The organism is Amycolatopsis rhabdoformis, assembly GCF_035918295.1.
GTDB lineage: Bacteria > Actinomycetota > Actinomycetes > Mycobacteriales > Pseudonocardiaceae > Amycolatopsis > Amycolatopsis rhabdoformis.
In genome coordinates this window covers 4,977,907-4,997,994 of record NZ_CP142149.1, presented here as the reverse complement: position 1 = coordinate 4,997,994, position 20,088 = coordinate 4,977,907, and the positions used below count along the sequence as shown (strand labels likewise).

Sequence of the window (20,088 nt, the reverse complement as noted above, 5' to 3'; positions counted from 1 at the left end):
GGGAGGTGACCGGTCGCCCGGCGGTGCCCCCTTGATCGCCGGAGCGGACGTGCGGGCCCGGCCTCCTCCTGGGGAGCGGGAGGCCGGGCTCGCACGTTACGCACGTCGCAGCCGCAACTGGCGGCTCTCGCGCGCCCGCGCGTATAGGCTCACCGGCTATGTCACCACGTCGGATCGGGGTCATGGGCGGCACTTTCGACCCCATTCACCACGGTCACCTCGTCGCGGCCAGCGAGGTCCAGTCGCGCTTCGCGCTCGACGAAGTCATCTTCGTCCCGACCGGCCAGCCGTGGCAGAAGTCCGAGCGCGTGGTCACCCGCGCCGAGGACCGCTACCTGATGACGGTGATCGCCACCGCGTCCAACCCGGTGTTCTCCGTGAGCCGCGTCGACATCGACCGCGGCGGCCAGACCTACACCGTGGACACGCTGCGCGACCTGCACGAGGAATATCCGGACGACCAGCTGTTCTTCATCACCGGCGCCGACGCGCTCGAGCAGATCCTCACCTGGCACAAGGCCGACGAGCTGTTCGACTTCGCGCACTTCATCGGCGTCACGCGGCCCGGTTACCGGCTCAATTCGCACCACCTGCCGAGCGGCAAAGTCAGCCTCGTGGAGGTCACCGCCATGGCGATCTCGTCCACCGCGTGCCGCGAACGGGTGGAGCGCGGCGAGCCCGTCTGGTACCTCGTGCCCGACGGCGTGGTCCGCTACATCGCCAAGAAGGACCTGTACCGCAAAGACCGAGGTGAGTGACCGGGTACCCTCGTCCGGGCGTACCCCGAACCCTGAAGGAGCACTGTGGCAGCGACGTCCGAGGCACGAGAGCTGGCCGTCGCGGCCGCGCACGCGGCAGCCGACAAGCTGGCCAGCGACGTGGTCGTGCTGGACGTGTCCGACCAGCTCGTGATCACCGACGCGTTCGTGATCGCGTCCGCGGCCAACGAGCGGCAGGTCGGTGCGATCGTCGACAACGTCGAGGAGAAGCTGCGCATCGGCGGGCACAAGCCGGTCCGCCGCGAAGGTGCCCGCGAAGGCCGCTGGGTGCTGCTGGACTACGTCGACGTCGTGGTCCACGTGCAGCACCAGGAAGAGCGCTCGTTCTACGGCCTCGAGCGGCTGTGGAAGGACTGCCCGCGCATCGAGGTCGAAGGCCTCGCGGTGGCGGGCGAAGGCGAAGCCGCCGCGGACAGCGCCGGCAGCGTGGACGGTCTGGACGCGTGAGCCTGAAGCGGCTGCTGCTCTGGCGGCACGGCGAGACGGACTACAACGCCGCCGGCCGCATGCAGGGACACCTCGACTCCGCACTGACCCCGGTCGGCTGGAACCAGGCGCGGTTCGCCGTGCCCGCCCTCGCGCGGTTCTCGCCCGACCTGGTGATCGCGTCGGATCTGCACCGCGCCACCGACACGGCCACCGTGCTCACGGAGGCCATCGGCGTGCCGCTGCGCATCGACAAGCGCCTGCGCGAAACGCACCTGGGCGAGTGGCAGGGCATGACCGGCCCCGAGGTCGACGCCGCGTACCCCGGTGAGCGCAGGAAATGGGGTTCCGATGCCGCGTGGGCGCCGCCGGGTGGCGAGTCCCGAGTGGACGTCGCCGCGCGCGCGGGCGAGGTCGTGAACGACCTGCTGCAGCCCAATTCCGAGGCCGGCGAGTCGGTGCTGCTCGCCTCGCACGGCGGCCTGATCGTGGCGCTCACGGCCAAGCTGCTGGGCCTGCCGCTCGAGATCTGGCCGTCGCTCGGCGGGATCATGAACTGCCACTGGGTGGAGCTCGGCCGCCGCGACGACGCCTGGCGGCTGCACGCGTACAACGCGGGGATCACCGGCTGATCGATGGGCCCGCACCTGCTCGTGTTCGGTGATTCGCTGAGCTTCCACGGACCCGTCGGCCCCTGTGCCGCCGACGAACCACGCCTGTGGCCCAACGTCGCGGCCACCGCGCTCGGCGGACACGCCGACCTGGTCGCCGGCATCGGCTGGACCGCGCGCGACGTGTGGTGGTCGCTCACCGGCGACCCGCGCGTGTGGGCCGACCTGCACCACGCGGACGCGATCGTGCTGGCGATCGGCAGCATGGACACGCTGCCGTCGCCGCTGCCGACCTACCTCCGCACCGGCCTGCGGTACCTCCGTCCCGACGGGGTGCGCCGCGTCGTGCGCGGCGCGTACCTGGCCGCGCAGCCCCGCCTGTCCGTGGTGCTGCGGGGCCGGCCCGCGGTGCTGCCCGCGAAGCTGACCGTGCACTACCTGGACCTCGCTGTGGAGGCGTTGCGCGTGTTGCGGCCCGAGCTGCCGATCTTCGGGATGCTGCCGTCGGTGCACCGCGCCGACGCCTACGGTCGCGTCCACACCGCCCGCCCCGCCGCGGCCGCCGCGATGGCCGCCTGGGGCGCGCGAGTGGACGTACCACTGCTCGACCTCCCGTCCGTGGTCGGCGACCACGTGCTCGGCGGCGACGGCAACCCCGACGGAATGCACTGGGGCTGGGCGGGTCACGAAGCGGTCGGCACGGCCATGGCGAAGCTGATGACACCGGCTTTGCACCCCGGCGACGTAGGCTGACGGCGTGTCGGTCGCCGTGGTCACGGACTCCACCGCCCATCTGCCGGAGGGCTTCGCCGACCGGCACTCGGTGCGCGTGGTGCCCCTGCACGTCCTCGTCGACGGCGCCGTGTCCTACGACGGCACCGAAATGGGCCCGGCCGCCCTCGCGGAAGCGCTGGGGGAGCGCAAGATCGTGACCACGTCACGGCCCACGCCCGCCGAGTTCGCCGCGGTCTTCCGCGCCGCGCTCGAGGACGGCGCCGAGTCCGTGGTCTCGGTGCACTTGTCCAAACAGCTCTCCGGCACCTGGGAAGCCGCCGTGCTCGCCGCCCAGGAAGTCGACCCGGATCTCGTGCGCGTGGTCGACTCGCGCACCACGGCGATGGGGCTCGGGTTCGCCGCCCTGCACGCCGCGGTGGCCGCCACCGCGGGCAAATCGGCGGTCGACGTCGAAGCGGCCGCGGTCGAGGCCGCCCGTCGCTCGTCCACGCTCTTCGTGGTCGAGACCCTCGAGCACCTCCGCCGCGGCGGCCGCATCGGGCCGGCGGCCGCTCTGCTGGGCACAGCGCTCGCAGTGAAGCCGGTGTTGCACATGTCCGAAGGGCGCATCCTTCCGCTGGAAAAGGTCCGGACCATGAACCGGGCCATGGCCCGGCTGGTGGAGCTCGCGGTGCAGGCGGCCGGCGACGGCCCGGTGGAGCTCGCCGTGCACCACCTCGCCTCGCCCGAACGAGCCGTCGAGCTCGCCAACCGGCTCGAAGAAGCCGTGCCCGGCTGCGCCGGCGGCTGCGTGGTCTCGGAGCTGGGCGCCGTGATCGGCGCCCACACCGGCCCGGGCGTGCTCGGCGTGGTCGTGCAGCGCGAGCGGTGATCCCCTTGGCCGGTAAGGGTTTCAGTTCCGGCTGGTGGTGAAGCCCGCGAGGAACAGCTGCAGCCACCGCGCCCGCACCGCCGGCTCGACGGCCGTGGGCGCGGTGAGGATCAGCAGGTAGAAGTCGTCGGCCGTCACGTCTTCCCGCAGCCGCCCGTCACGCTGGGCGGCCTCGATCATGGCGGTCGTCGCCGCTCGGCTGCGGCTCTCCTGCTCGGGCGTGAGGAACTCCGCGCCCACGTCCTGCGCGGCCGCCTTCACCGCCCGGTCCGACGCCGCCGCCTCCACGATGTGGCTCATCAGCGCCGAGATCTCGCTCATCGCGTCGGCCCCGCCGGCCACCCGCTCGGCCGCCGCCTCGATCGCCTGCGTGATCAGCTCGCTGTGCTCGCCGATCACCGCCGTGACGAGGTCGGTTTTCGTCGGGAAGTGCCGGTACAACGTGCCCACGGCGACCCCCGCGGCCTCGGCGATCGTGTCCATCGGCACGTCGGGACCGAGCCGGGTGATCTGCTCCCGCGCCGCGTCGAGGATCTTGGTGCGGTTGCGCACCGCGTCGGCGCGCAACGGACGGGACGGCTCCATCGGCTCTCCGGGGTCAGCTCGCGACGGCCCGCTTGATGAGGGCGTCGAACGCGCGGTCGGGCAGGGCACGGCGCAGGAAGATCAGGGGCTTCGCGCCGAAACCCGCAGCGTAGCGCGTGCGCGGCCGCCGAGCGGTCGCAGCCTTGGCCACGGCCTTCGCGATCACCGAAGGCTGCGACAGCATCCGCGCGTTGATCCCGCCCGTCATGCCCTTCGCGACTTTCCCGGCCAGATCCGCGTATGCGCCTTCGCCCGACACCTCCATGAGGTGGTCCACCGCGATGCTGCCCCACTCCGTCGCGATCCCGCCGGGCTCGACCACCACCACGTCGATCCCGAAGGGTGCCACCTCCAGCCGCAGCACGTCGGAGAAGCCCTCCAGTGCGAACTTCGAGCCGTGGTACCAGGCGCCGAGCGGGGTGTGGATCTTGCCGCCCATCGACGAGATGTTCACGATCCGGCCTGAGCGCTGCGCCCGCATCACCGGCAGCACGAGCTGGATCAGCCGCGCGGCCCCGATCACGTTCACCTCGAACTGGTAGCGACCCTCCTGCAGCGGCACGTCTTCGACCGCGCCGTACGAGCCGTAGCCGGCATTGTTCACCAGCAGGTCGATCCGGCCCGACTCCGCGACGATCGCCGCCACGGCCTTCTCCGCCGACTCCTCGTCGGTCACGTCCAGTGCGATCGTCCGCGCACCACGCTCGGCGAGGCCGGCCATCCTCTCCACCCGCCGCGCGGCGCCATAAACGGTGTACCCACGCTGCAGCAACTCGCGCGCGCTTGCCTCTCCGATACCCGACGACGCACCCGTGACCAGGGCGACCTTGGGGGACATGGCCAACACCTCCTGAAAATGAACCAGGACTCAGGTTTATCATGAGTCATCGTTCACTTTCAACCGGGGCAGGGTCGACCGAGGCGAACGAGTGGTGCTCGTGCGTCACGGTCCAGCGGCCCCGCACCTTGCGCAGGCCGAGGGTGAGGCGCAGGTGGTGGCCCGGCGGATCGGCCGGCGTGCCGCAGTGCAGCAGCGCCCAGGCGAACGCCACGTCGTCGCCGGCGGTCACGTCGAGTTCGAGGATGGTGAACGTGGCGCCTTCCGCCTGCCAGACGAAAAACGGGGGCCAGGTCTCGCGGTAGGCGGCGAGTCCGCGAACCCCTTCGTGGGGTGGCGGGACGTCGAACATCACGATGTCTTCGGAGTGCTCGGCCAGCACGCCGTCGAGATCGCCTGCGTGGACGGCGGTGGCCCAGTTCTCGATCAGGGCGCGGATCTCGGATTCGTTCGTCATGGCTCGGTCCTTTCGTGGGGCTCGCCGTCGAGGGCGGTGATGGCGGAAAGCATGGCACCGCGGGCCGACGGAAACGGCCGTCCGACCGCCGCGGAGGCCGAGTTATCCACAAGGGGCGAGTTATCCACAGGCCGCCGAATTCGCCCTGGCGGCCGGAGTCGATCACCGCCTACCGTCGCACGTGTGTTCGATCAGACCGCCCGGGATCCGGGCACTCCCGTGAACGCCAGGCTGGCCTGGCTGGCCGATCAGCTGGCAGCGGGCCCGCAGACCGTCGGGCCCGGTGGCCGGCTGGTCCGGCGCTGGCTGCCCGGCGGCGCCGACCCGGCGCACCCCGGTCTGCCCGGTGTGCTGAAAAACCCGCGGGTGCTGGTCGCGCTGGGCCTGGTGGTCGTGGTCGCGCTGATCGCCGCGGGATTCACGGTGTTCGGCGGATCGCCCGCGGCGGAGCTGGCGCCGGCGCTGCCGAGCGCGAAGGCCCACCCATCCGTCGCGGCGCCGTCGTCGTCGGCCGCGAAGCTGGTGATCAGCGTGATCGGGCACGTCCGGGCGCCCGGTCTCGTCACCGTGCCGGCCGGGTCGCGCGTGGCCGACGCCGTGCGGGCCGCCGGTGGCGCGGATCCGGGCACCGACCTGTCCGGCCTCAACCTCGCGCGCAAGCTCACCGACGGCGAACAGCTGGCGGTCGGGATCACGGTCGCGTCTTCGGCCCCGGCCGGATCCGGCGCGCCCGCGGGCAAGCTCGACCTCAACTCGGCGACACCCGCGCAGCTCGACACCCTGCCCGGCGTCGGCGAGGTCACCGCGGGCCGCATCGTCGACTGGCGCACCGAACACGGCGGCTTCTCGAGCGTCGAGCAACTTCGCGACGTGGAGGGCATCGGCGAAAGCAAGTTCGAAAAGCTGAGGGAACAGGTGACGGTCGGATGATGCTCGGCCGGCCGGACGCGCCCTCGTGGCGCGATCACGACCTGAGGCTCGTCCCGGCCGCGCTCGCGGCCTGGGGCGGCACCCTCGCGGGGCTGCGGCTCGGATGGTGGGCGGCCGCGACTTTCGGTGCGGTGGCGGTGGTTCTGTCGGCTGTGCTGCTCGCGCGGCGGCGCGGGCGCTGGCTCGGCGCGGCGGGTGCGTTGCTGGTGCTCGGGCTGGTCGTGGCGCTGCCGACGGCGTGGCGGATCCGCGGTGCGGACCAGGACGCGCTCGGGCCGGCCGCGGCCCACGGGCTCACCGCCACCTTGCGCGTCGAGGTCACCGAGCGCCCGCGGCCGATCCACAGTGCCGGGTACGCCGACCAGCAGGCGGGCACGCGATCGGTGGTCGTCGACGCTCGGGTGGAATCGGCCACTGTGGACGGTCAGCCCGTGGCGTCCACCGGTCGGGTCCTGCTGATCGCGCCCGTGGCCGGGTGGGGTGGGCTGCTGCCGGGCCAGGACGTCACCGCGTCAGGCCGGCTGGCGCCGGCGCGCGGCGGAGAGCTGACGGCCGCGGTTGTGTATCTCCAGAGCGCGCCGACCGGGGTCACTGCCGCGCCGTGGTGGCAGCGCGCGGCGGCGGCGTTGCGCTCGGGCCTGCACGACCTGTGCGCGGTGCTTCCCGAAGAGCCGGCGGGGCTGTTGCCCGGGCTGGTGCTGGGTGACACGAGCGCGTTGCCGGAGCAGGTGGAGCAGGAGTTCACGGAGTCGGGGCTCACGCACCTGATGGCCGTCAGTGGCGGAAATCTCGCGATCCTCTGCGGTTCGGTGCTGCTGCTCTGCCGGCTGCTGCGGATCGGGCCGCGGGTGTCGGCGGTCGCGGCGGGGTTGTGCCTGGGCGGGTTCCTGGTCCTGGTCGGTCCGGCGCCGAGTGTGCTGCGGGCCGGGGTGATGGGTGGGGTGGCGCTGCTGGCGTTGGCGTTGGGGCGGCGAGGATCCGCGTTGCCGGCGCTGGCGTTCTCGGTGTGCGTGCTCGTGGCGTGGGATCCGGTGATGGCGGCGGACTTCGGGTTCGCGCTGTCGGTGTTCGCCACCGCGGGGCTGGTGCTGCTGGCGCCGCGATGGGCGAGTTCGCTGGTGCGGCGTGGGGTTCCGCCGGGGTATGCCGAAGGTGTCGCCGTGCCGCTGGCGGCGTTCGTGGTCACGGCGCCGGTGATCGCGGGTATGGCGGGCACGGTGAGCCTCGTCTCGGTGGTCACCAATGTGCTGGCCGCCCCTGTCGTCGCGCCGGTGACGGTGCTCGGGGTGCTGGCCACGGTGGTCGGGCCCTGGTGGCCGGGGGCCGGGCACGTGCTGGTGCGCCTGGCCGATCCGGAGGCGCGCTGGCTGATCACCGTCGCGCGCCAAGGCGCCCGTGCACCGGGTGCGGTGCTCACGTGGCCGGGCGGCTGGTGGGGTGGGTTGTGCGCGGCCGGAGTGCTGGTCGTGGTGGTGGTCGCGATGCGGTTCCGGCGCGCGCGGCTTCTGGTCGCGATGGCTTTGGTGGCGGTGCTGCTGATCTTCGTGCCGCCGCGGGTGCTCTCGCCGGGCTGGCCGCCGAAGGGCTGGGCGATGGTGGAGTGCGACGTCGGTCAGGGTGACGCGGTGGTGCTGTCCACGGCGGAGGCCGGGCGGGCGGTGGTCGTGGACACCGGGCCGGAGCCGGGGCCGGTGGACGAATGCCTGCGGCGGCTCGGCGTGGACCGGATTCCGTTGCTGGTGCTCAGCCACCTGCACGCCGACCACATCGGCGGCCTGTCGTCGGTGTTCGACGGTCGGGCCGTCGGCGCGATCGCCGTCGGGCCCGGGCGCGCGCCGGCGTGGGCGTGGCAGCAGGTGTCGCAGCAGGCGGCGGCGCACCACGTGCCGTTGCTCGAACTGAGCGACGGGCAGCGGCTCGGCTGGCCGGGGCTTTCGCTCGACGTGCTGGGGCCGCGCTACGTCACCTCCCGGGCGGCGGCCGAGCAGGACGGCACGATGATCAACAACAGTTCCGTGGTGCTGAGGGCGACCACGGCGGCGGGGAGCGTGCTGCTGACCGGAGACGTGGAGCTGGCCGCGCAGGCCGATCTGCTGGCCGAGGGGGTGGATCTGCACGCGGACGTGCTGAAGGTGCCGCACCACGGCAGCAGGTACTCGCTACCGCAGTTCCTCACGGCGGTGGGTGCGCGGGCGGCGATGATCAGCGTCGGTGCGGGCAACGGTTACGGGCATCCTGCGAAGTCCACAGTGGACGTGCTGGGCACGTTGGGCGTGCTCGTGACGCGGACCGATGTGGACGGTGACACGGCCGTGGTGCCCGGAGACGGCGGGCCGGCGGTGGTACGCCGGGGCGAGCCGCGCGGGCCGCCCCGGTGAGGAGCGGCCCGCGGGCCCGTCGGTCAGCTCGGCTCGGGCCCGTTCGGCTCGATTCGGCGCGCCGATCGATGCGGCCGGCCGGCCGTGGTCGTTTCGGCGGCGCGGCTCGGCTGGGCCTGGCGGTCGGTCAGCTTCGCCGGTCGGCTCTGCCCGGACTCCGCCGGCCGGCTCGCGAGGAAGTCTTCGGCAAGCCGTTAGGACCGCGCGATGTCGACCCAGCGCACGCCGCCGGCGTACGCCGACGGCGAGCATCTCCTGGGTCGCCGGCATGTTCCGCGGTCCCGGCAGTTCGCGGCCGACGCTGAGGTACGCGGGTCGGCCGAGAGCGGCGAGGTCAGGTCGGGCCCGGCCGTCAGCCTGGCTCGGGCCCGTTCCGCTCGAATCGGATCACCGGCCGGCCGCCTTCGGTCGATTCGGCGGCGCGGCGCGGCTCGACCTGCCGGTCGGCTCAGGCCTGTCGGTCGGCTCAGTAGCCGAGGGCCTTGGAGACGGCTTCGGCCGACGGCGGCACGGTCGCCTTGGGGCCGATGCGGCCTTCGACGGCGTCGAGGGTCTTGAGGCCGTCGCCGGTGATGAGCAGCACGGTCTCGGCGTCGGGGTCGAGCTTGCCGGTCTCCACGAGCTTCTTCGCCGTGGCGACGGTGACGCCGCCGGCGGTCTCGGTGAAGATGCCTTCGGTGCGGGCCAGCAGGCGGATGCCCTCGACAACCTCTTCGTCGCTCACGTCTTCGATCGCGCCGCCGGTGCGGTTCACCACGTCGAGCACGTAGGGGCCGTCGGCGGGGTTGCCGATCGCGAGCGAGCGGGCGATCGTGTCGGGCTTCACCGGCTGCACCACGTCGTGGCCGGCGCGGAACGCCGTGGACACGGGGGAGCAGCCGGTGGCCTGGGCGCCGAAGACCTTGTAGGGGCTCGCTTCCACGAGGCCGAGCTGGCCGAGCTCGCGGAAACCCTTGTCCACCTTGGTGAGCTGCGAGCCCGACGCGATCGGCACCACGATCTGCGGCGGTAGGCGCCAGCCGAGCTGCTCGGCGACTTCGTAGCCGAGCGTCTTGGAGCCTTCGGAGTAGTACGGGCGCACGTTCACGTTCACGAACGCCCACGTCGGGTGCTCGCCGGCCAGCTGGGTGGCGAGGCGGTTCACGTCGTCGTAGTTGCCGTCGACGGCGATCAGGTCACCGTCGTACACGGCGGTGGTGAGGATCTTGGCGCGCTCGAGCGAGCTCGGGATCAGCACGACCGACCGCCAGCCGGCGCGGGCCGCGGCGGCCGCGGTCGCGTTGGCCAGGTTGCCGGTGGAGGGACACGCGAGCACCTCGAAGCCGAACTCGCGGGCGGCGGCCAGCGCGACGGCGACCACGCGGTCCTTGAAGGAGTGCGTGGGGTTGCCGGTGTCGTCCTTGACCCACACGGACTTGAGGCCCAGGGCCTTGGCGAGCCGGTCGGCCTTCACGAGGCGGGTGCCACCCGGCTCGGTGTTCGGGATCTCCTCGACGTTCGAGGGGACGGGAAGGAGTTTCTTGTAGCGCCAGATGTTCTTGGGGCCGGCCTCGATGTCTTCGCGGCGCACGCGGCCGAAGTCGTAGGCGACCTCGAGCGGGGAGAAGTCCTCCGCGGACACGAACTCGGGGGCGAGCGGCTGCCGGTGGCCCTCTTCCTTCGACACCAGTTCGACAGCCGGACCGAGATCCAGGGTCTTCTTGGTGGAGGATGTTCCGAGGGTTGCAGTCATCGCGAGGTTCCTTTCCTCATCTGCCCCGCCGAAGCGGGCCGGAATTGGCACCGTGATCGTCAGCTATCCCGCAATTGCGGGAAGACAGGCTTACGCCGGTTGCCGGGGCTTCGTCGGGCCGTTCCCTCTGCCCCTCTGGATGAGCGGTATTCAGTTTTCGGCGCACCGTGTATCCGGTCTGGCGGGGCGCTGCCTCGGGTACACCGTACGACATGGCGATCACCTCGTGCCACGGTGGCGGCGCACATCACCGCGGCGGGCGCGTGGCCGGGCGGGTGAGAGGATGGTGGGGTGACCACCGCACCCGCGCCGCTGCACCTCGTCCTCGGTGAGGAAGAACTGCTCATCGAGCGGGCTGTCCGCTCGTCGCTGGACGCCGCGCGCGCCGTGGATTCCACGGCCGAGATGACGCGCAACCGGGTGTCGGAACTCACACCGCCCGTGCTCGCCGAGCTGGTGAGTCCTTCGCTGTTCAGCGAGGGCCGGGTCATCGTGCTCGACTCGGCGCAGGACATCTCGCAGGAGCTGTCCGACGCGGTGATGGCGTACCTCAAGGCGCCCGCGGACGGCATCGTGCTCGTGGTCGTGCACACCGGCGGCGGCCGCAGCAAGGCGGCCAAGGCGCTGCCCGCGGCGCTGAAAAAGGCGGGCGCGGAGATCACCGAGTGCCCGAAGCTCACGAAGCCCGCCGAGCGGGAGTCGTTCGTGCGCAACGAGGTGCGCCGCGCCGGCGGCAAGATCGACGCGGGGGGTGTCATGGCGCTGCTCGACACAGTCGGCTCCGACCTGCGCGAGCTCTCCTCCGCGGCGACCCAGCTCGTCGCCGACACCGGCGGCGTGGTCGACGAACAGGCCGTGCGCCGCTACCACACCGGCCGCGCCGACGTGACCGGCTTCGCCGTGGCCGAGAAGGCCGTCGGCGGCGACCGCGCGGCGGCCCTGGAGTCGCTCCGCTGGGCCATGCAGCTCGGCGTGCCGCATGTCCTGGTCGCCGACGCCCTCGCCGACGCGGTCCGCACGATCGCCCGCGTGTCGGCCGCCGGCCGCGGCAACCCGAACCAGATGGCGGGCGAGCTGGGCATGCCGCCGTGGAAGATCCGCAAGGCGCAGGGCCAGTCCCGCGGCTGGGGCCAGGACGGCCTCGCCACCGCGATGCGCGTGGTCGCCCGCCTGAACGCCGAGGTCAAGGGCGTGGCCGCCGACGCGGACTACGCGCTGGAACGCGCGGTGGTCGATGTCGTGGCCGCAAAGGGCGAACGCTGACCCTGGTCGGGCGGGCTTGCGGCCGGTCGGGACCCTGCGGGCATTGGTGATGCCGGATCGACGGGCCGCCGCACGGCCGCTGCGGGGGCACCTGGACCTCGGATGGCCTCCGGGCGCCGCAGTCGGTGCGGCTGCCACCTGGGTGACAGGCCTGGGCTAACCGCTGGTCGTTGTACGTAGGGCTGCCGACGCGGGCCAACCGTTGGCGACCCCGTGAAGTTGCTTGCTCGGCGAAACCGGCCAGCGGATCAGCGCGCGCGATCCGGCACCCGCGGCAATCCGTGGGCCGAGCCGGCAGGGACCGTGCGTGTGCTGCCGCGCTGGTTGCTTGGCCGGCCCCTCAGCTGGGACTCCGGCCGTCGAGTGGGGCGCAGCTGCCTGCCTGCGGACAAGAAAAAGGCCCGGCGACCTTCCGGTCACCGGGCCTCTTCAGATCCGACTGGCTGCGCTCAGGCTCAGAGCCCGTTCGCCAGCTTCGCCAGGGCCGACTTCTTGTTGGCGGCCTGGTTGGCGTGGATGACACCCTTGGTGACGGCCTTGTCCAGCTTGCGAGCGGCGTCGCGCTGGAGTTCGAGGGCCTTGTCCTTGTCGCCGGCTTCGGCGGCTTCGCGGAACTTGCGGATCGCGGTCTTCACCGAGGAGCGGATCGCCAGGTTGCGCTGACGGGCCTTCTCGTTGGTGGTGATGCGCTTGATCTGGGACTTGATGTTGGCCATGAAGGCGTCCTCTTTCAACTCGGTGAAGTTCGCTGCCGCGTAGTTAGTGGCTCCGGGCGCTGAGACCGGAAGAACCAGTCCTCGGCGCGGCCGGGTTTCCTCCCTGACGGAATGCCACACGACAACGAGCGGAAAGCCTAACAGGCCTGCTCCCGGCCCCCGTGGGCGGCCCGGCGTGATCGGCTCGGCTACCCTGGCCGACGGTAGTGCCTAGGGTTCCGCCGCCGGCACGCGCGCGACGTGAGCACCACGACACTCGGCAATCCACAGCACCGTGAAACCACAACCAGGGCCGGTGGGACAGGTCCGAGCGGCACCGTCGGCGCGGCCGGAAGCCCGCCGTTCATCTGACGGGACAAAAGCCTGGAGGACCCGGTCTTTCGCGAGCGCGCAAGACCCGAAGGGGTCCGGTGAACACCACAGCCTTGTCGTTCGTCCTCGTCGCCGCGGTCGTGCACGCGGGGTGGAACCTCGCGGCCAAGCGGGTGGGCTTCGGTGGGCCGCGGTTCGTGTGGCTGTACTACACCGTTTCGGCCGTGGTGCTGCTGCCGGTCGTGATCACCGTGCTGCTGCTGGAAAGCGAGCGTCCACAATGGACGTGGTTGGTCGCCGCCGCGGTCACGGCCGTGCTGCACGTGGGGTACGGCACGGTGCTGCAGCGCGGGTACGCCGTGGGTGACCTCTCGATCGTGTACCCGCTCGCGCGGGGCACCGGGCCGCTGCTGTCGGTGCTCGCCGCGGTGCTCGTGCTGCACGAGCGGCCCGGCGTGCTGGGGCTGGTCGGCGCGGCGCTGGTGGTGGCGGGTGTGCTCGTGATCAGCCTCGGTGGCGGCGAGGGCGACGCGAAGGCCCGCCGCGCGGGGGTGTTCTACGGCGTGCTCACCGGGGCGACCATCGCGGCCTACACGCTGTGGGACGCGCATTCCGTGACGACGCTCGCCGTTCCGCCGCTCGTGTACTTCGGCGGCGGCGCGGTGGTGCAGAGCGTGCTCCTCGCGCCGGCCGCGCTGCGGGACCGCGCCGAGGTGGCGAAGCTGTGGCGGGAGCACCGCAAGGAGACGCTGATCGTCGGCCTCGCCTCGCCCGCGGCGTACCTGCTGGTGCTGTACGCACTGCGAATGGCGCCCGTGAGCCTGGTCGCGCCGGCCCGTGAGCTGTCGATCGTGCTGGGCGGGCTGGCGGCGTGGTTCGTGCTCGGTGAGCGCAACGCGGCGCGCCGGCTGGTGGGTTCGGTGGTGGTGCTGGCCGGGATCGTCGCGATTGCGGTGGCCTGAGTCACTCGGGTAGGCAGGAAGCATGCACGTACTGAGCAGCCGGGTGCTGATCCACCCGCGCGATCCCGAGGCCTCCACCGCGTTCTACCGCGACACGCTCGGCCTGGCGATCCAACGCGAGTTCCCGGGCGGCACGGTGTTCTTCGCCGGCGGCGGCTCGATCGAGGTCGTGGGCCGCAACGACGCGGCGCCCTCGCCGGCCGTCGACCTCTGGCTGCAGGTGCGCGACCTGCCGGCGACGCTGGAGGAGCTGGCCGCGCGCGGCGTGACGCCGGTCCGCGGGGCGCAGCGCGAGCCGTGGGGGCTCGACGAGGCCTGGATCACCGACCCGGACGGGATGCGCATCGTGCTGGTGCAGGTGCCGGGCGACCACCCGCTGCGCCGCGACTCGCGCTAGGGCTTCAGCGCTCGCAGCTGAGCCGCCAAGGGGGCGAAGCCCGGGGGTTCCCAGGTCCACGTCTGCAGGTCGGTGAAGCCGGCCGCGGTCACTTCGGCGGCCAGGTCGTGGCGGGGGATGGGCAGCCACTTCTCGTGCGCGGACAGCAGCAGCCGGCCGCCGGGGCGCAGCACGCGGAAGAGCTCGGCGAAGCCGGCGGCGCGGTCGTCCCAGAGCTGCACGTTGTTCACGCTGAGCACGGCGTCCACGGAGGCGTCCAGCGAACCCGTGTCCGCCGCGGTGCCGGACCGCAGCTCCACGCGGTCGCCGCAGCGCTCGTGGCACAGCGCGCGCATCTCCGCTGACGGCTCGACACCGATGGCCTTGCGCGTGAGGCGGCTCGCCTCATCGAGGCCGATACCCGGGCCGGGGCCGATGACCAGCACCGTTTCGTCGGGTTCGAGCCGGGCCAGCGCCACGAGGCGGCGCTCGGTGGCGGCGTTGGCGCGGGACATCAGCCGGCCGCCGACCCGGCCGAGGAGGCCCGTCGGGTGGCCGAAGGCCCGGTCCAGGGCGGTGTCGAACGCGCTGTCGAAAGCGCCCGGCGGAGGCTGTGGAGTGCTCATCCTTCGAGGTCATCACGAGCCGGGCGCGCTCGCATCGGGGATGACCCCCAACCGCACCCGGAGGTCCATGGGACGATAGGAAGCGGCCACCCCCGACCTTTCCCGAGGACCACACGAGTGACAGCGCCCAAGACGTTCGCCGACACCACCTTCACGCCGCCGGAACTGATCCGCAACTTCTGCATCATCGCCCACATCGACCACGGCAAGTCGACGCTGGCGGACCGCATGCTGCAGCTCACCGGCGTCGTCGAGGAGCGGGCGATGCGCGCGCAGTACCTCGACCGGATGGACATCGAGCGTGAGCGCGGCATCACGATCAAGGCGCAGAACGTGCGCCTGCCCTGGCAGGTCGAGGGCCAGGACCACGTGCTGCACATGATCGACACGCCGGGCCACGTGGACTTCACCTACGAGGTGTCGCGCGCCCTGGAGGCCTGCGAAGGCGCGGTGCTGCTGGTCGACGCCGCGCAGGGCATCGAGGCGCAGACGCTGGCCAACCTGTACCTGGCGCTGGAGAACAACCTCCAGATCATCCCGGTGCTCAACAAGATCGACCTGCCCTCGGCCGACCCCGACAAGTACGCGGCCGAGCTCGCGCACATCATCGGCTGCGAGCCCACCGACGTGCTGCGCGTCTCGGCGAAGACGGGCGTCGGCGTCGGCGCGCTGCTCGACGAGGTCGTGCGCCAGGTCCCGGCGCCGGTCGGCGACGCGGATGCCCCGGCCCGCGCGATGATCTTCGACTCGGTCTACGACACCTACCGCGGCGTGGTCACCTACATCCGCGTGGTCGACGGCAAGATCACGCCGCGCGAGAAGATCCGCATGATGTCCACCGGCGCCACCCACGAGCTGCTGGAAGTCGGCATCATCTCGCCGGAGCCCAAGCCCAGCAAGGGCCTCGGCGTCGGCGAGGTGGGTTACCTGATCACCGGTGTGAAGGACGTCCGCCAGTCGAAGGTCGGTGACACGGTCACGTCCGAGCGCCACGGCGCCACCGAAGCGCTGGCCGGCTACCGCGAGCCGAAGCCGATGGTCTACTCGGGCCTCTACCCGGTCGACGGTTCCGACTACCCGGAGCTGCGCGAAGCGCTGGAGAAGCTTCAGCTCAACGACGCGGCGCTGGCGTACGAGCCGGAGACGTCCGTGGCGCTGGGCTTCGGCTTCCGCTGCGGCTTCCTCGGCCTGCTGCACCTGGAGATCACGCGCGACCGGCTCGAGCGCGAATTCGGCCTCGACCTCATCTCCACGGCGCCCAACGTGGTCTACCGCGTGGTGCTCGAGGACCGCAGCGACATCGTGGTGACGAACCCGTCCGACTGGCCGACGGGGCTCAAGATCTCCGAGGTCCACGAGCCGGTGTCGAAGGTGAGCATCCTCGCGCCGAGCGAGTTCGTCGGCACGATCATGGAGCTGTGCCAGGGCAAGCGCGGTGTGCTGCTCGGCATGGACTACCTGTCCGAAGACCGGGTGGAGCTGCGCTACAACATCCCGCTCGCGGAGATCATCTTCGACTTCTTCGACACGCTCAAGTCGCGCACCCGCGGCTACGCCTCGCTCGACTACGAAGAGGCCGGCGACCAGGTCGCCGAGCTGGTGAAGGTCGACATCCTGCTGCAGGGCGAGACCGTGGACGCGTTCTCGGCGATCGTGCACAAGGACGCGGCCTACACCTACGGCAACCGGATGGCCACGCGGCTGCGTGAGCTGATCCCGCGCCAGCAGTTCGAGGTGCCGATCCAGGCGGCCATCGGCGCGCGCATCATCGCGCGCGAGACGATCCGCGCGATCCGCAAGGACGTGCTCGCCAAGTGCTACGGCGGTGACATCTCCCGCAAGCGCAAGCTGCTCGAGAAGCAGAAGGAAGGCAAGAAGCGCATGAAGACCGTGGGCCGGGTCGAGGTGCCGCAAGAGGCCTTCGTCGCGGCTCTGTCCACTGAGGACAGCGGTAAGAACAAGAAGTAACACGGAAGGGCGAGCCCGCGCTCACGGGCTCGCCCTCCGCCGCTCAGCGGTTGCCGATGACCCGGTCGGCCGCGAGGAACACCGCCACCCGGCGCTCCTCGGCCATCACCCGGTCGTACTCGTCCCAGTCGTCGTGGGTGCCGGTGGCGGCCTTGAACACGTCCCGCAGCAGCGTCGGCAGCCCGGCGGGGTCGAACGCGGCGTCGGGGTCGTCGGGCCCGATGAGGTGCGTCGTGCCCGTGACCGACACCCAGTCCCAGCCGCGGCGGAACGTGACCGTCGCGTGCCCGGCGGCGCGCAGCAGCTTGAGCTTGTGGGCCCGGCCCATCGCCACGAAGGCGACACCCGGTTTGCCCGTGACGGGATCGTCGAACACCCCGGCGTTCACCACGGACGAGTGCACGGTGCCGTCGGCGCGGGTCGTCGAGATGGTCGCGAGGCCGTTTTCCTGCAGGGAGAGCGTGCGGACGTGCTCGAGATCGGCGGTCATGCCGAAGCCTAACGCCGGGGCCGGTGAGAGTCTTCCCCTCTCAGTCGTGCCGTTCCGCCTCCGAGGAATCGCACTAGGCTCGGGGGCATGTTCGATGATCTCGAGTTCCCGGTGATCGTGGCGCCGATGGCGGGCGGCCCGACCACTCCCCAGCTCGTCGCGGCGGTCACGGCCGCGGGCGGCTTCGGCTTCCTCGCCGCGGGGTACCTCACGGCCGAGGCGCTCGAGGCGAAGATCGCCGAAACCGCCGAGCTCACCGGCGGTCGGTTCGGCGTGAACCTGTTCGTGCCGGGCAGCCGCTCCGCCGCCGACCTCAGCGCGCACCGCGAGCGCCTGCTCACCGAGGCCCGGCGCTACGGCGTGGAGCCGGGCGAGCCGCTCTGGGACGACGACGAGTACCCCGCGAAGCTCGACGTGGTGGTGCGCCTGGGCGTGCCCGTGGTGTCGTTCACCTTCGGCGCCCCGACCTCGGCCGAGGCGCAGCGCATCCACGACGCCGGCGGCACCGTCGCGGTCACCGTGACCAGCCCGGACGAGGCCGACCTCGCCGCCTCCCGCGGCGCCGACGCGCTCGTGGTCCAGGGCTTCGAAGCGGGTGGCCACCGCGGCCTCTTCACCGACGACGCGACCAACCCGGCCGGTGGCGAACAGTACGGCCTGCTCGCGCTGCTACGCCTGATCTCCGCCCGCACGAGCCTGCCGCTGGTCGCCACCGGCGGCCTGATCCACGGCGCCGACGTGGCCGCCGTCCTCGCCGCCGGCGCCTCCGCCGCCCAACTCGGCACGGCCTTCCTCCAAACCACCGAAGCCGGCACCCCCTCGGCGCAACGCCGCGCCCTCGCCGAAGCCGGCCGCCTCACCGCCTTCACCCGCGCCTTCAGTGGCCGCCCCGCGCGAGGCCTGGTCAACCACCTGCTGAGCGACCTCTCCGCCGACGCCCCGGCCGCGTACCCGCAGCTGCACCACATGAGCAAGCCCGTCCGCGCCGCCGCCGCCCGCGCCGACGACCCCGAAGCCATGTCCCTGTGGGCCGGCCAGACCTACCCCCTCGCCGACGACGGCTCCGCCGCCTCCGTGGTCGACCGCCTCCGCACCGAAGCCCGGGCTGCCGCCGAACGCCTGGACCGCCTCCGCTGACCCCTCACACCCACCACTCGCGGTTCACCACTCTGCAGTCGACGCTCGCGTCCATCACCAGGGACCCAGGCCCCGCCTCACCCCGAACCCGAAACCCCGACCGCCCCAATGCGGCATTGGTTGCACCCAACGCACCCAACGCCACATCGGGGCGCTTTCCGCACGCCCCACCCAACCGGACGGGCCGCCACCTCGAAACCGCCACCGCACAACGCAATCCAGGCGTGCACCCAGCCCCCACCCTGCACCTCGATCCCCGCGCCCTTCACGGTTCTGGGCCATTGTCAAGGCGTCTTTCCAGCCTTGACAATGGCCCAGAACCGTAGAAACACTCAAAAATCGGGGTGCCCTCCGCAACCCCGGAAATCCTCAGTCCGAAGTGGACGCAACCCCACCAGCCCCACTGTCACCTGAAGACCCAGAAGGTCCTGCAGGCCCAGACCCGCCAGAGTCCCCAGACCCACCCCGAGCCAACACCGAATGCCTCCGGCTGTACCCGAAATAAACCCCCATCCCGATCACAAACCAGATCGCGAACCTCAACCACGTCTCCGGCTTCAAGAACGTGATCAACCAGATCGAGAACACCACCCCGATGATCGGCACCACCGGCATCCCCGGCGTCTTGAACGTCCGCGGCAGGTCCGGCCTCTTGTACCGCAACACGATCACCGCGATGCACACCACCACGAACGCCAGCAGAATCCCGATGTTCGTGAGCTCCGCCGCTTCACCGATCGGCAAGAACCCGGCGATGATCGCCGACGCGATCCCGAGGATCCACGTCGTCCGCGAAGGCACCTTCTTCACGGGATGCGTCTTGCCGAACCACTTCGGCAGCAGCCCGTCCCGGCTCATCGAATACCCGACGCGCGTGGCGCCGAGCAAGAACGTGAACAGCACCGTGAGGATGCCGATGATCGCGCCCACGGCGATCACCGCGCCCAGCCACCCGAGCCCGACCTTCGCGAACGCGCTGGAGAACGCGGCTTCCGGGTCGATGTCGGTGTACTTCACCATGCCGGTGAGCACGAGGCAGGCCAGCACGTACAGCACCATGGAGATCGCTAGCGAGTACAGGATCGCCTTCGGCATGTGCTTCTGCGAGTCCTTCGACTCCTCGGCGGCGGTCGACATGGCGTCATAACCGAAGACCGCGAAGAACACCGTCGCCGCGCCCGTGAACGCGCCGCTGATGCCGAACGGGAAGAAGTTGCTGTAGTTGCCCGTCTTGATGTGGAAGGCGCCGACCACGATCACCAGCACCACGAGCCCGACCTTCAGGTACACCAGGAGTGTCTCGAAGCGCGCCGCGTTTTTCATGCCCTGGTTGAGGATGAACGCGATGAGCAGGCACAGCACCACGGCGAACAGGTTCACCACGTACGAGCCGTGCGCCACTCCGTCGGCCTCGGTGCCCGGTGCGCCCGACATCCACGCCGGCAGCGACACGTGCAGGAAACCCAGCAGATCGTTGAAGTAGCCGGAGATCCCGATGGCGACCACCGCCACGATCGCCGTGTACTCGAGCAGCAGGTCCCAGCCGATGAACCAGCCCACGATCTCGCCGAGCACCGCGTAGCCGTAGGTGTAGGCCGAGCCGGCGCGCGGGATCAGGCCGGCGAACTCCGCGTAGGAGAACGCCGCCGCCGCGCTCGCGACGCCCGCGATGAGGAACGAGATCAGCACGGCGGGGCCGGCCGTCTGGTTGGCCACCGCGCCCGCCAGCGAGAAGATGCCGGCGCCGATGATGCCGCCGACGCCGATCGCGGTCAGCTGCCGCAGCCCGAGCGTGCGTTGCAGGCCGTCGCCCTCACCGCCGCTCTCGATCGTCTCGATCGGTTTGCGCCGGAACACGCCGGACCCTGATCCCAGGCTGCGGGGAGCTGACATCGA

General features: G+C 71.4%; 20 protein-coding genes and 1 riboswitch. Of the genes, 12 read left to right on the top strand and 8 right to left on the bottom strand.

Annotated features, from left to right (window positions below):
* The first annotated feature begins 158 nt into the window (after positions 1 to 158).
* The 5 genes from nadD to VSH64_RS22835 are packed head-to-tail and all read left to right on the top strand — an operon-like array spanning position 159 to position 3,422.
* Positions 159 to 758: a nicotinate-nucleotide adenylyltransferase gene (gene nadD / locus VSH64_RS22855; protein ID WP_326837691.1), complete on the top strand. Its 600-nt coding sequence runs from the start codon at positions 159 to 161 to the stop codon at positions 756 to 758.
* 45 nt (positions 759 to 803) lie between these two features.
* Entirely contained in the window at positions 804 to 1,226 is a 423-nt protein-coding gene (rsfS, locus tag VSH64_RS22850) for a ribosome silencing factor (protein ID WP_326837690.1), read from the top strand.
* On the top strand, positions 1,223 to 1,837 hold the full coding sequence (locus VSH64_RS22845) for a histidine phosphatase family protein (protein WP_326837689.1): 615 nt from the start codon (positions 1,223 to 1,225) through the stop codon (positions 1,835 to 1,837). The genes rsfS and VSH64_RS22845 overlap by 4 nt, the downstream gene beginning before the upstream one ends.
* A gap of 3 nt (positions 1,838 to 1,840) precedes the next feature.
* On the top strand, positions 1,841 to 2,569 hold the full coding sequence (gene octT, locus VSH64_RS22840; protein WP_326837688.1) for a diglucosylglycerate octanoyltransferase: 729 nt from the start codon (positions 1,841 to 1,843) through the stop codon (positions 2,567 to 2,569).
* Between the two features lie 4 nt (positions 2,570 to 2,573).
* On the top strand, positions 2,574 to 3,422 hold the full coding sequence (locus VSH64_RS22835) for a DegV family protein (protein ID WP_326837687.1): 849 nt from the start codon (positions 2,574 to 2,576) through the stop codon (positions 3,420 to 3,422).
* Between the two features lie 21 nt (positions 3,423 to 3,443).
* Here VSH64_RS22835 and VSH64_RS22830 read toward each other — a convergent pair whose 3' ends face one another.
* From VSH64_RS22830 to VSH64_RS22820, 3 genes are read right to left on the bottom strand one after another with little or no spacing between them, the layout of a single operon-like run.
* A complete protein-coding gene (locus tag VSH64_RS22830; RefSeq protein WP_326837686.1) occupies positions 3,444 to 4,007 on the bottom strand; it encodes a TetR/AcrR family transcriptional regulator in 564 nt (187 codons plus the stop codon).
* A 13-nt stretch (positions 4,008 to 4,020) separates the two neighbouring features.
* Positions 4,021 to 4,845: an oxidoreductase gene (locus tag VSH64_RS22825; protein ID WP_326837685.1), complete on the bottom strand. Its 825-nt coding sequence runs from the start codon at positions 4,843 to 4,845 to the stop codon at positions 4,021 to 4,023.
* A gap of 46 nt (positions 4,846 to 4,891) precedes the next feature.
* A complete protein-coding gene (locus VSH64_RS22820; RefSeq protein ID WP_326837684.1) occupies positions 4,892 to 5,302 on the bottom strand; it encodes a nuclear transport factor 2 family protein in 411 nt (136 codons plus the stop codon).
* A 183-nt stretch (positions 5,303 to 5,485) separates the two neighbouring features.
* On the opposite strand from VSH64_RS22820, the gene VSH64_RS22815 reads away from it, so the two are divergent.
* Both VSH64_RS22815 and VSH64_RS22810 read left to right on the top strand, forming a co-directional pair.
* Positions 5,486 to 6,232 (top strand): ComEA family DNA-binding protein, encoded by a 747-nt coding sequence (locus VSH64_RS22815; RefSeq protein WP_326837683.1) that lies wholly within the window; start codon positions 5,486 to 5,488, stop codon positions 6,230 to 6,232.
* Positions 6,229 to 8,610: a ComEC/Rec2 family competence protein gene (locus VSH64_RS22810; protein WP_326837682.1), complete on the top strand. Its 2,382-nt coding sequence runs from the start codon at positions 6,229 to 6,231 to the stop codon at positions 8,608 to 8,610. Before VSH64_RS22815 ends, VSH64_RS22810 begins: the two co-directional genes overlap by 4 nt.
* Positions 8,611 to 9,076: 466 nt before the next feature.
* On the opposite strand, the gene thrC is transcribed toward VSH64_RS22810, so the two are convergent.
* A complete protein-coding gene (gene thrC, locus VSH64_RS22805; RefSeq protein WP_326837681.1) occupies positions 9,077 to 10,342 on the bottom strand; it encodes a threonine synthase in 1,266 nt (421 codons plus the stop codon).
* Between the two features lie 13 nt (positions 10,343 to 10,355).
* Positions 10,356 to 10,488: riboswitch (SAM riboswitch) on the bottom strand.
* A 145-nt stretch (positions 10,489 to 10,633) separates the two neighbouring features.
* Between thrC and holA the strand changes: the two genes are divergently transcribed.
* Positions 10,634 to 11,605: a DNA polymerase III subunit delta gene (gene holA / locus VSH64_RS22800; RefSeq protein ID WP_326837680.1), complete on the top strand. Its 972-nt coding sequence runs from the start codon at positions 10,634 to 10,636 to the stop codon at positions 11,603 to 11,605.
* A 455-nt stretch (positions 11,606 to 12,060) separates the two neighbouring features.
* Here holA and rpsT read toward each other — a convergent pair whose 3' ends face one another.
* Positions 12,061 to 12,321 carry a 30S ribosomal protein S20 gene (gene rpsT, locus VSH64_RS22795; RefSeq protein WP_326837679.1) on the bottom strand — a complete coding sequence of 87 codons (261 nt, stop codon included), beginning with the start codon at positions 12,319 to 12,321 and terminating at the stop codon, positions 12,061 to 12,063.
* Positions 12,322 to 12,731: 410 nt separating this feature from the next.
* On the opposite strand from rpsT, the gene VSH64_RS22790 reads away from it, so the two are divergent.
* Both VSH64_RS22790 and VSH64_RS22785 read left to right on the top strand, forming a co-directional pair.
* Positions 12,732 to 13,595, top strand: a complete 864-nt coding sequence (locus VSH64_RS22790) for an EamA family transporter (protein ID WP_326837678.1) — start codon at positions 12,732 to 12,734, stop codon at positions 13,593 to 13,595.
* A gap of 22 nt (positions 13,596 to 13,617) precedes the next feature.
* Positions 13,618 to 13,992: a VOC family protein gene (locus VSH64_RS22785; RefSeq protein WP_326837677.1), complete on the top strand. Its 375-nt coding sequence runs from the start codon at positions 13,618 to 13,620 to the stop codon at positions 13,990 to 13,992.
* On the opposite strand, the gene VSH64_RS22780 is transcribed toward VSH64_RS22785, so the two are convergent.
* Positions 13,989 to 14,597, bottom strand: coding sequence for a class I SAM-dependent methyltransferase (locus tag VSH64_RS22780; RefSeq protein ID WP_326837676.1), 609 nt, complete (start codon positions 14,595 to 14,597; stop codon positions 13,989 to 13,991). The two genes, VSH64_RS22785 and VSH64_RS22780, sit on opposite strands and share 4 nt — an antisense overlap.
* Positions 14,598 to 14,714: 117 nt before the next feature.
* Here VSH64_RS22780 and lepA point away from each other — a divergent pair, with 117 nt between their 5' ends.
* Positions 14,715 to 16,565, top strand: a complete 1,851-nt coding sequence (lepA, locus tag VSH64_RS22775; RefSeq protein ID WP_326837675.1) for a translation elongation factor 4 — start codon at positions 14,715 to 14,717, stop codon at positions 16,563 to 16,565.
* Between the two features lie 43 nt (positions 16,566 to 16,608).
* On the opposite strand, the gene VSH64_RS22770 is transcribed toward lepA, so the two are convergent.
* Complete coding sequence (locus VSH64_RS22770) at positions 16,609 to 17,055, bottom strand: pyridoxamine 5'-phosphate oxidase family protein (protein ID WP_326837674.1); 447 nt, start codon at positions 17,053 to 17,055, stop codon at positions 16,609 to 16,611.
* A gap of 87 nt (positions 17,056 to 17,142) precedes the next feature.
* On the opposite strand from VSH64_RS22770, the gene VSH64_RS22765 reads away from it, so the two are divergent.
* A complete protein-coding gene (locus VSH64_RS22765) occupies positions 17,143 to 18,192 on the top strand; it encodes an NAD(P)H-dependent flavin oxidoreductase (RefSeq protein ID WP_326837673.1) in 1,050 nt (349 codons plus the stop codon).
* A gap of 369 nt (positions 18,193 to 18,561) precedes the next feature.
* On the opposite strand, the gene VSH64_RS22760 is transcribed toward VSH64_RS22765, so the two are convergent.
* Positions 18,562 to 20,085: an amino acid permease gene (locus VSH64_RS22760; RefSeq protein ID WP_326837672.1), complete on the bottom strand. Its 1,524-nt coding sequence runs from the start codon at positions 20,083 to 20,085 to the stop codon at positions 18,562 to 18,564.
* Between the last annotated feature and the right edge of the window lie 3 nt (positions 20,086 to 20,088).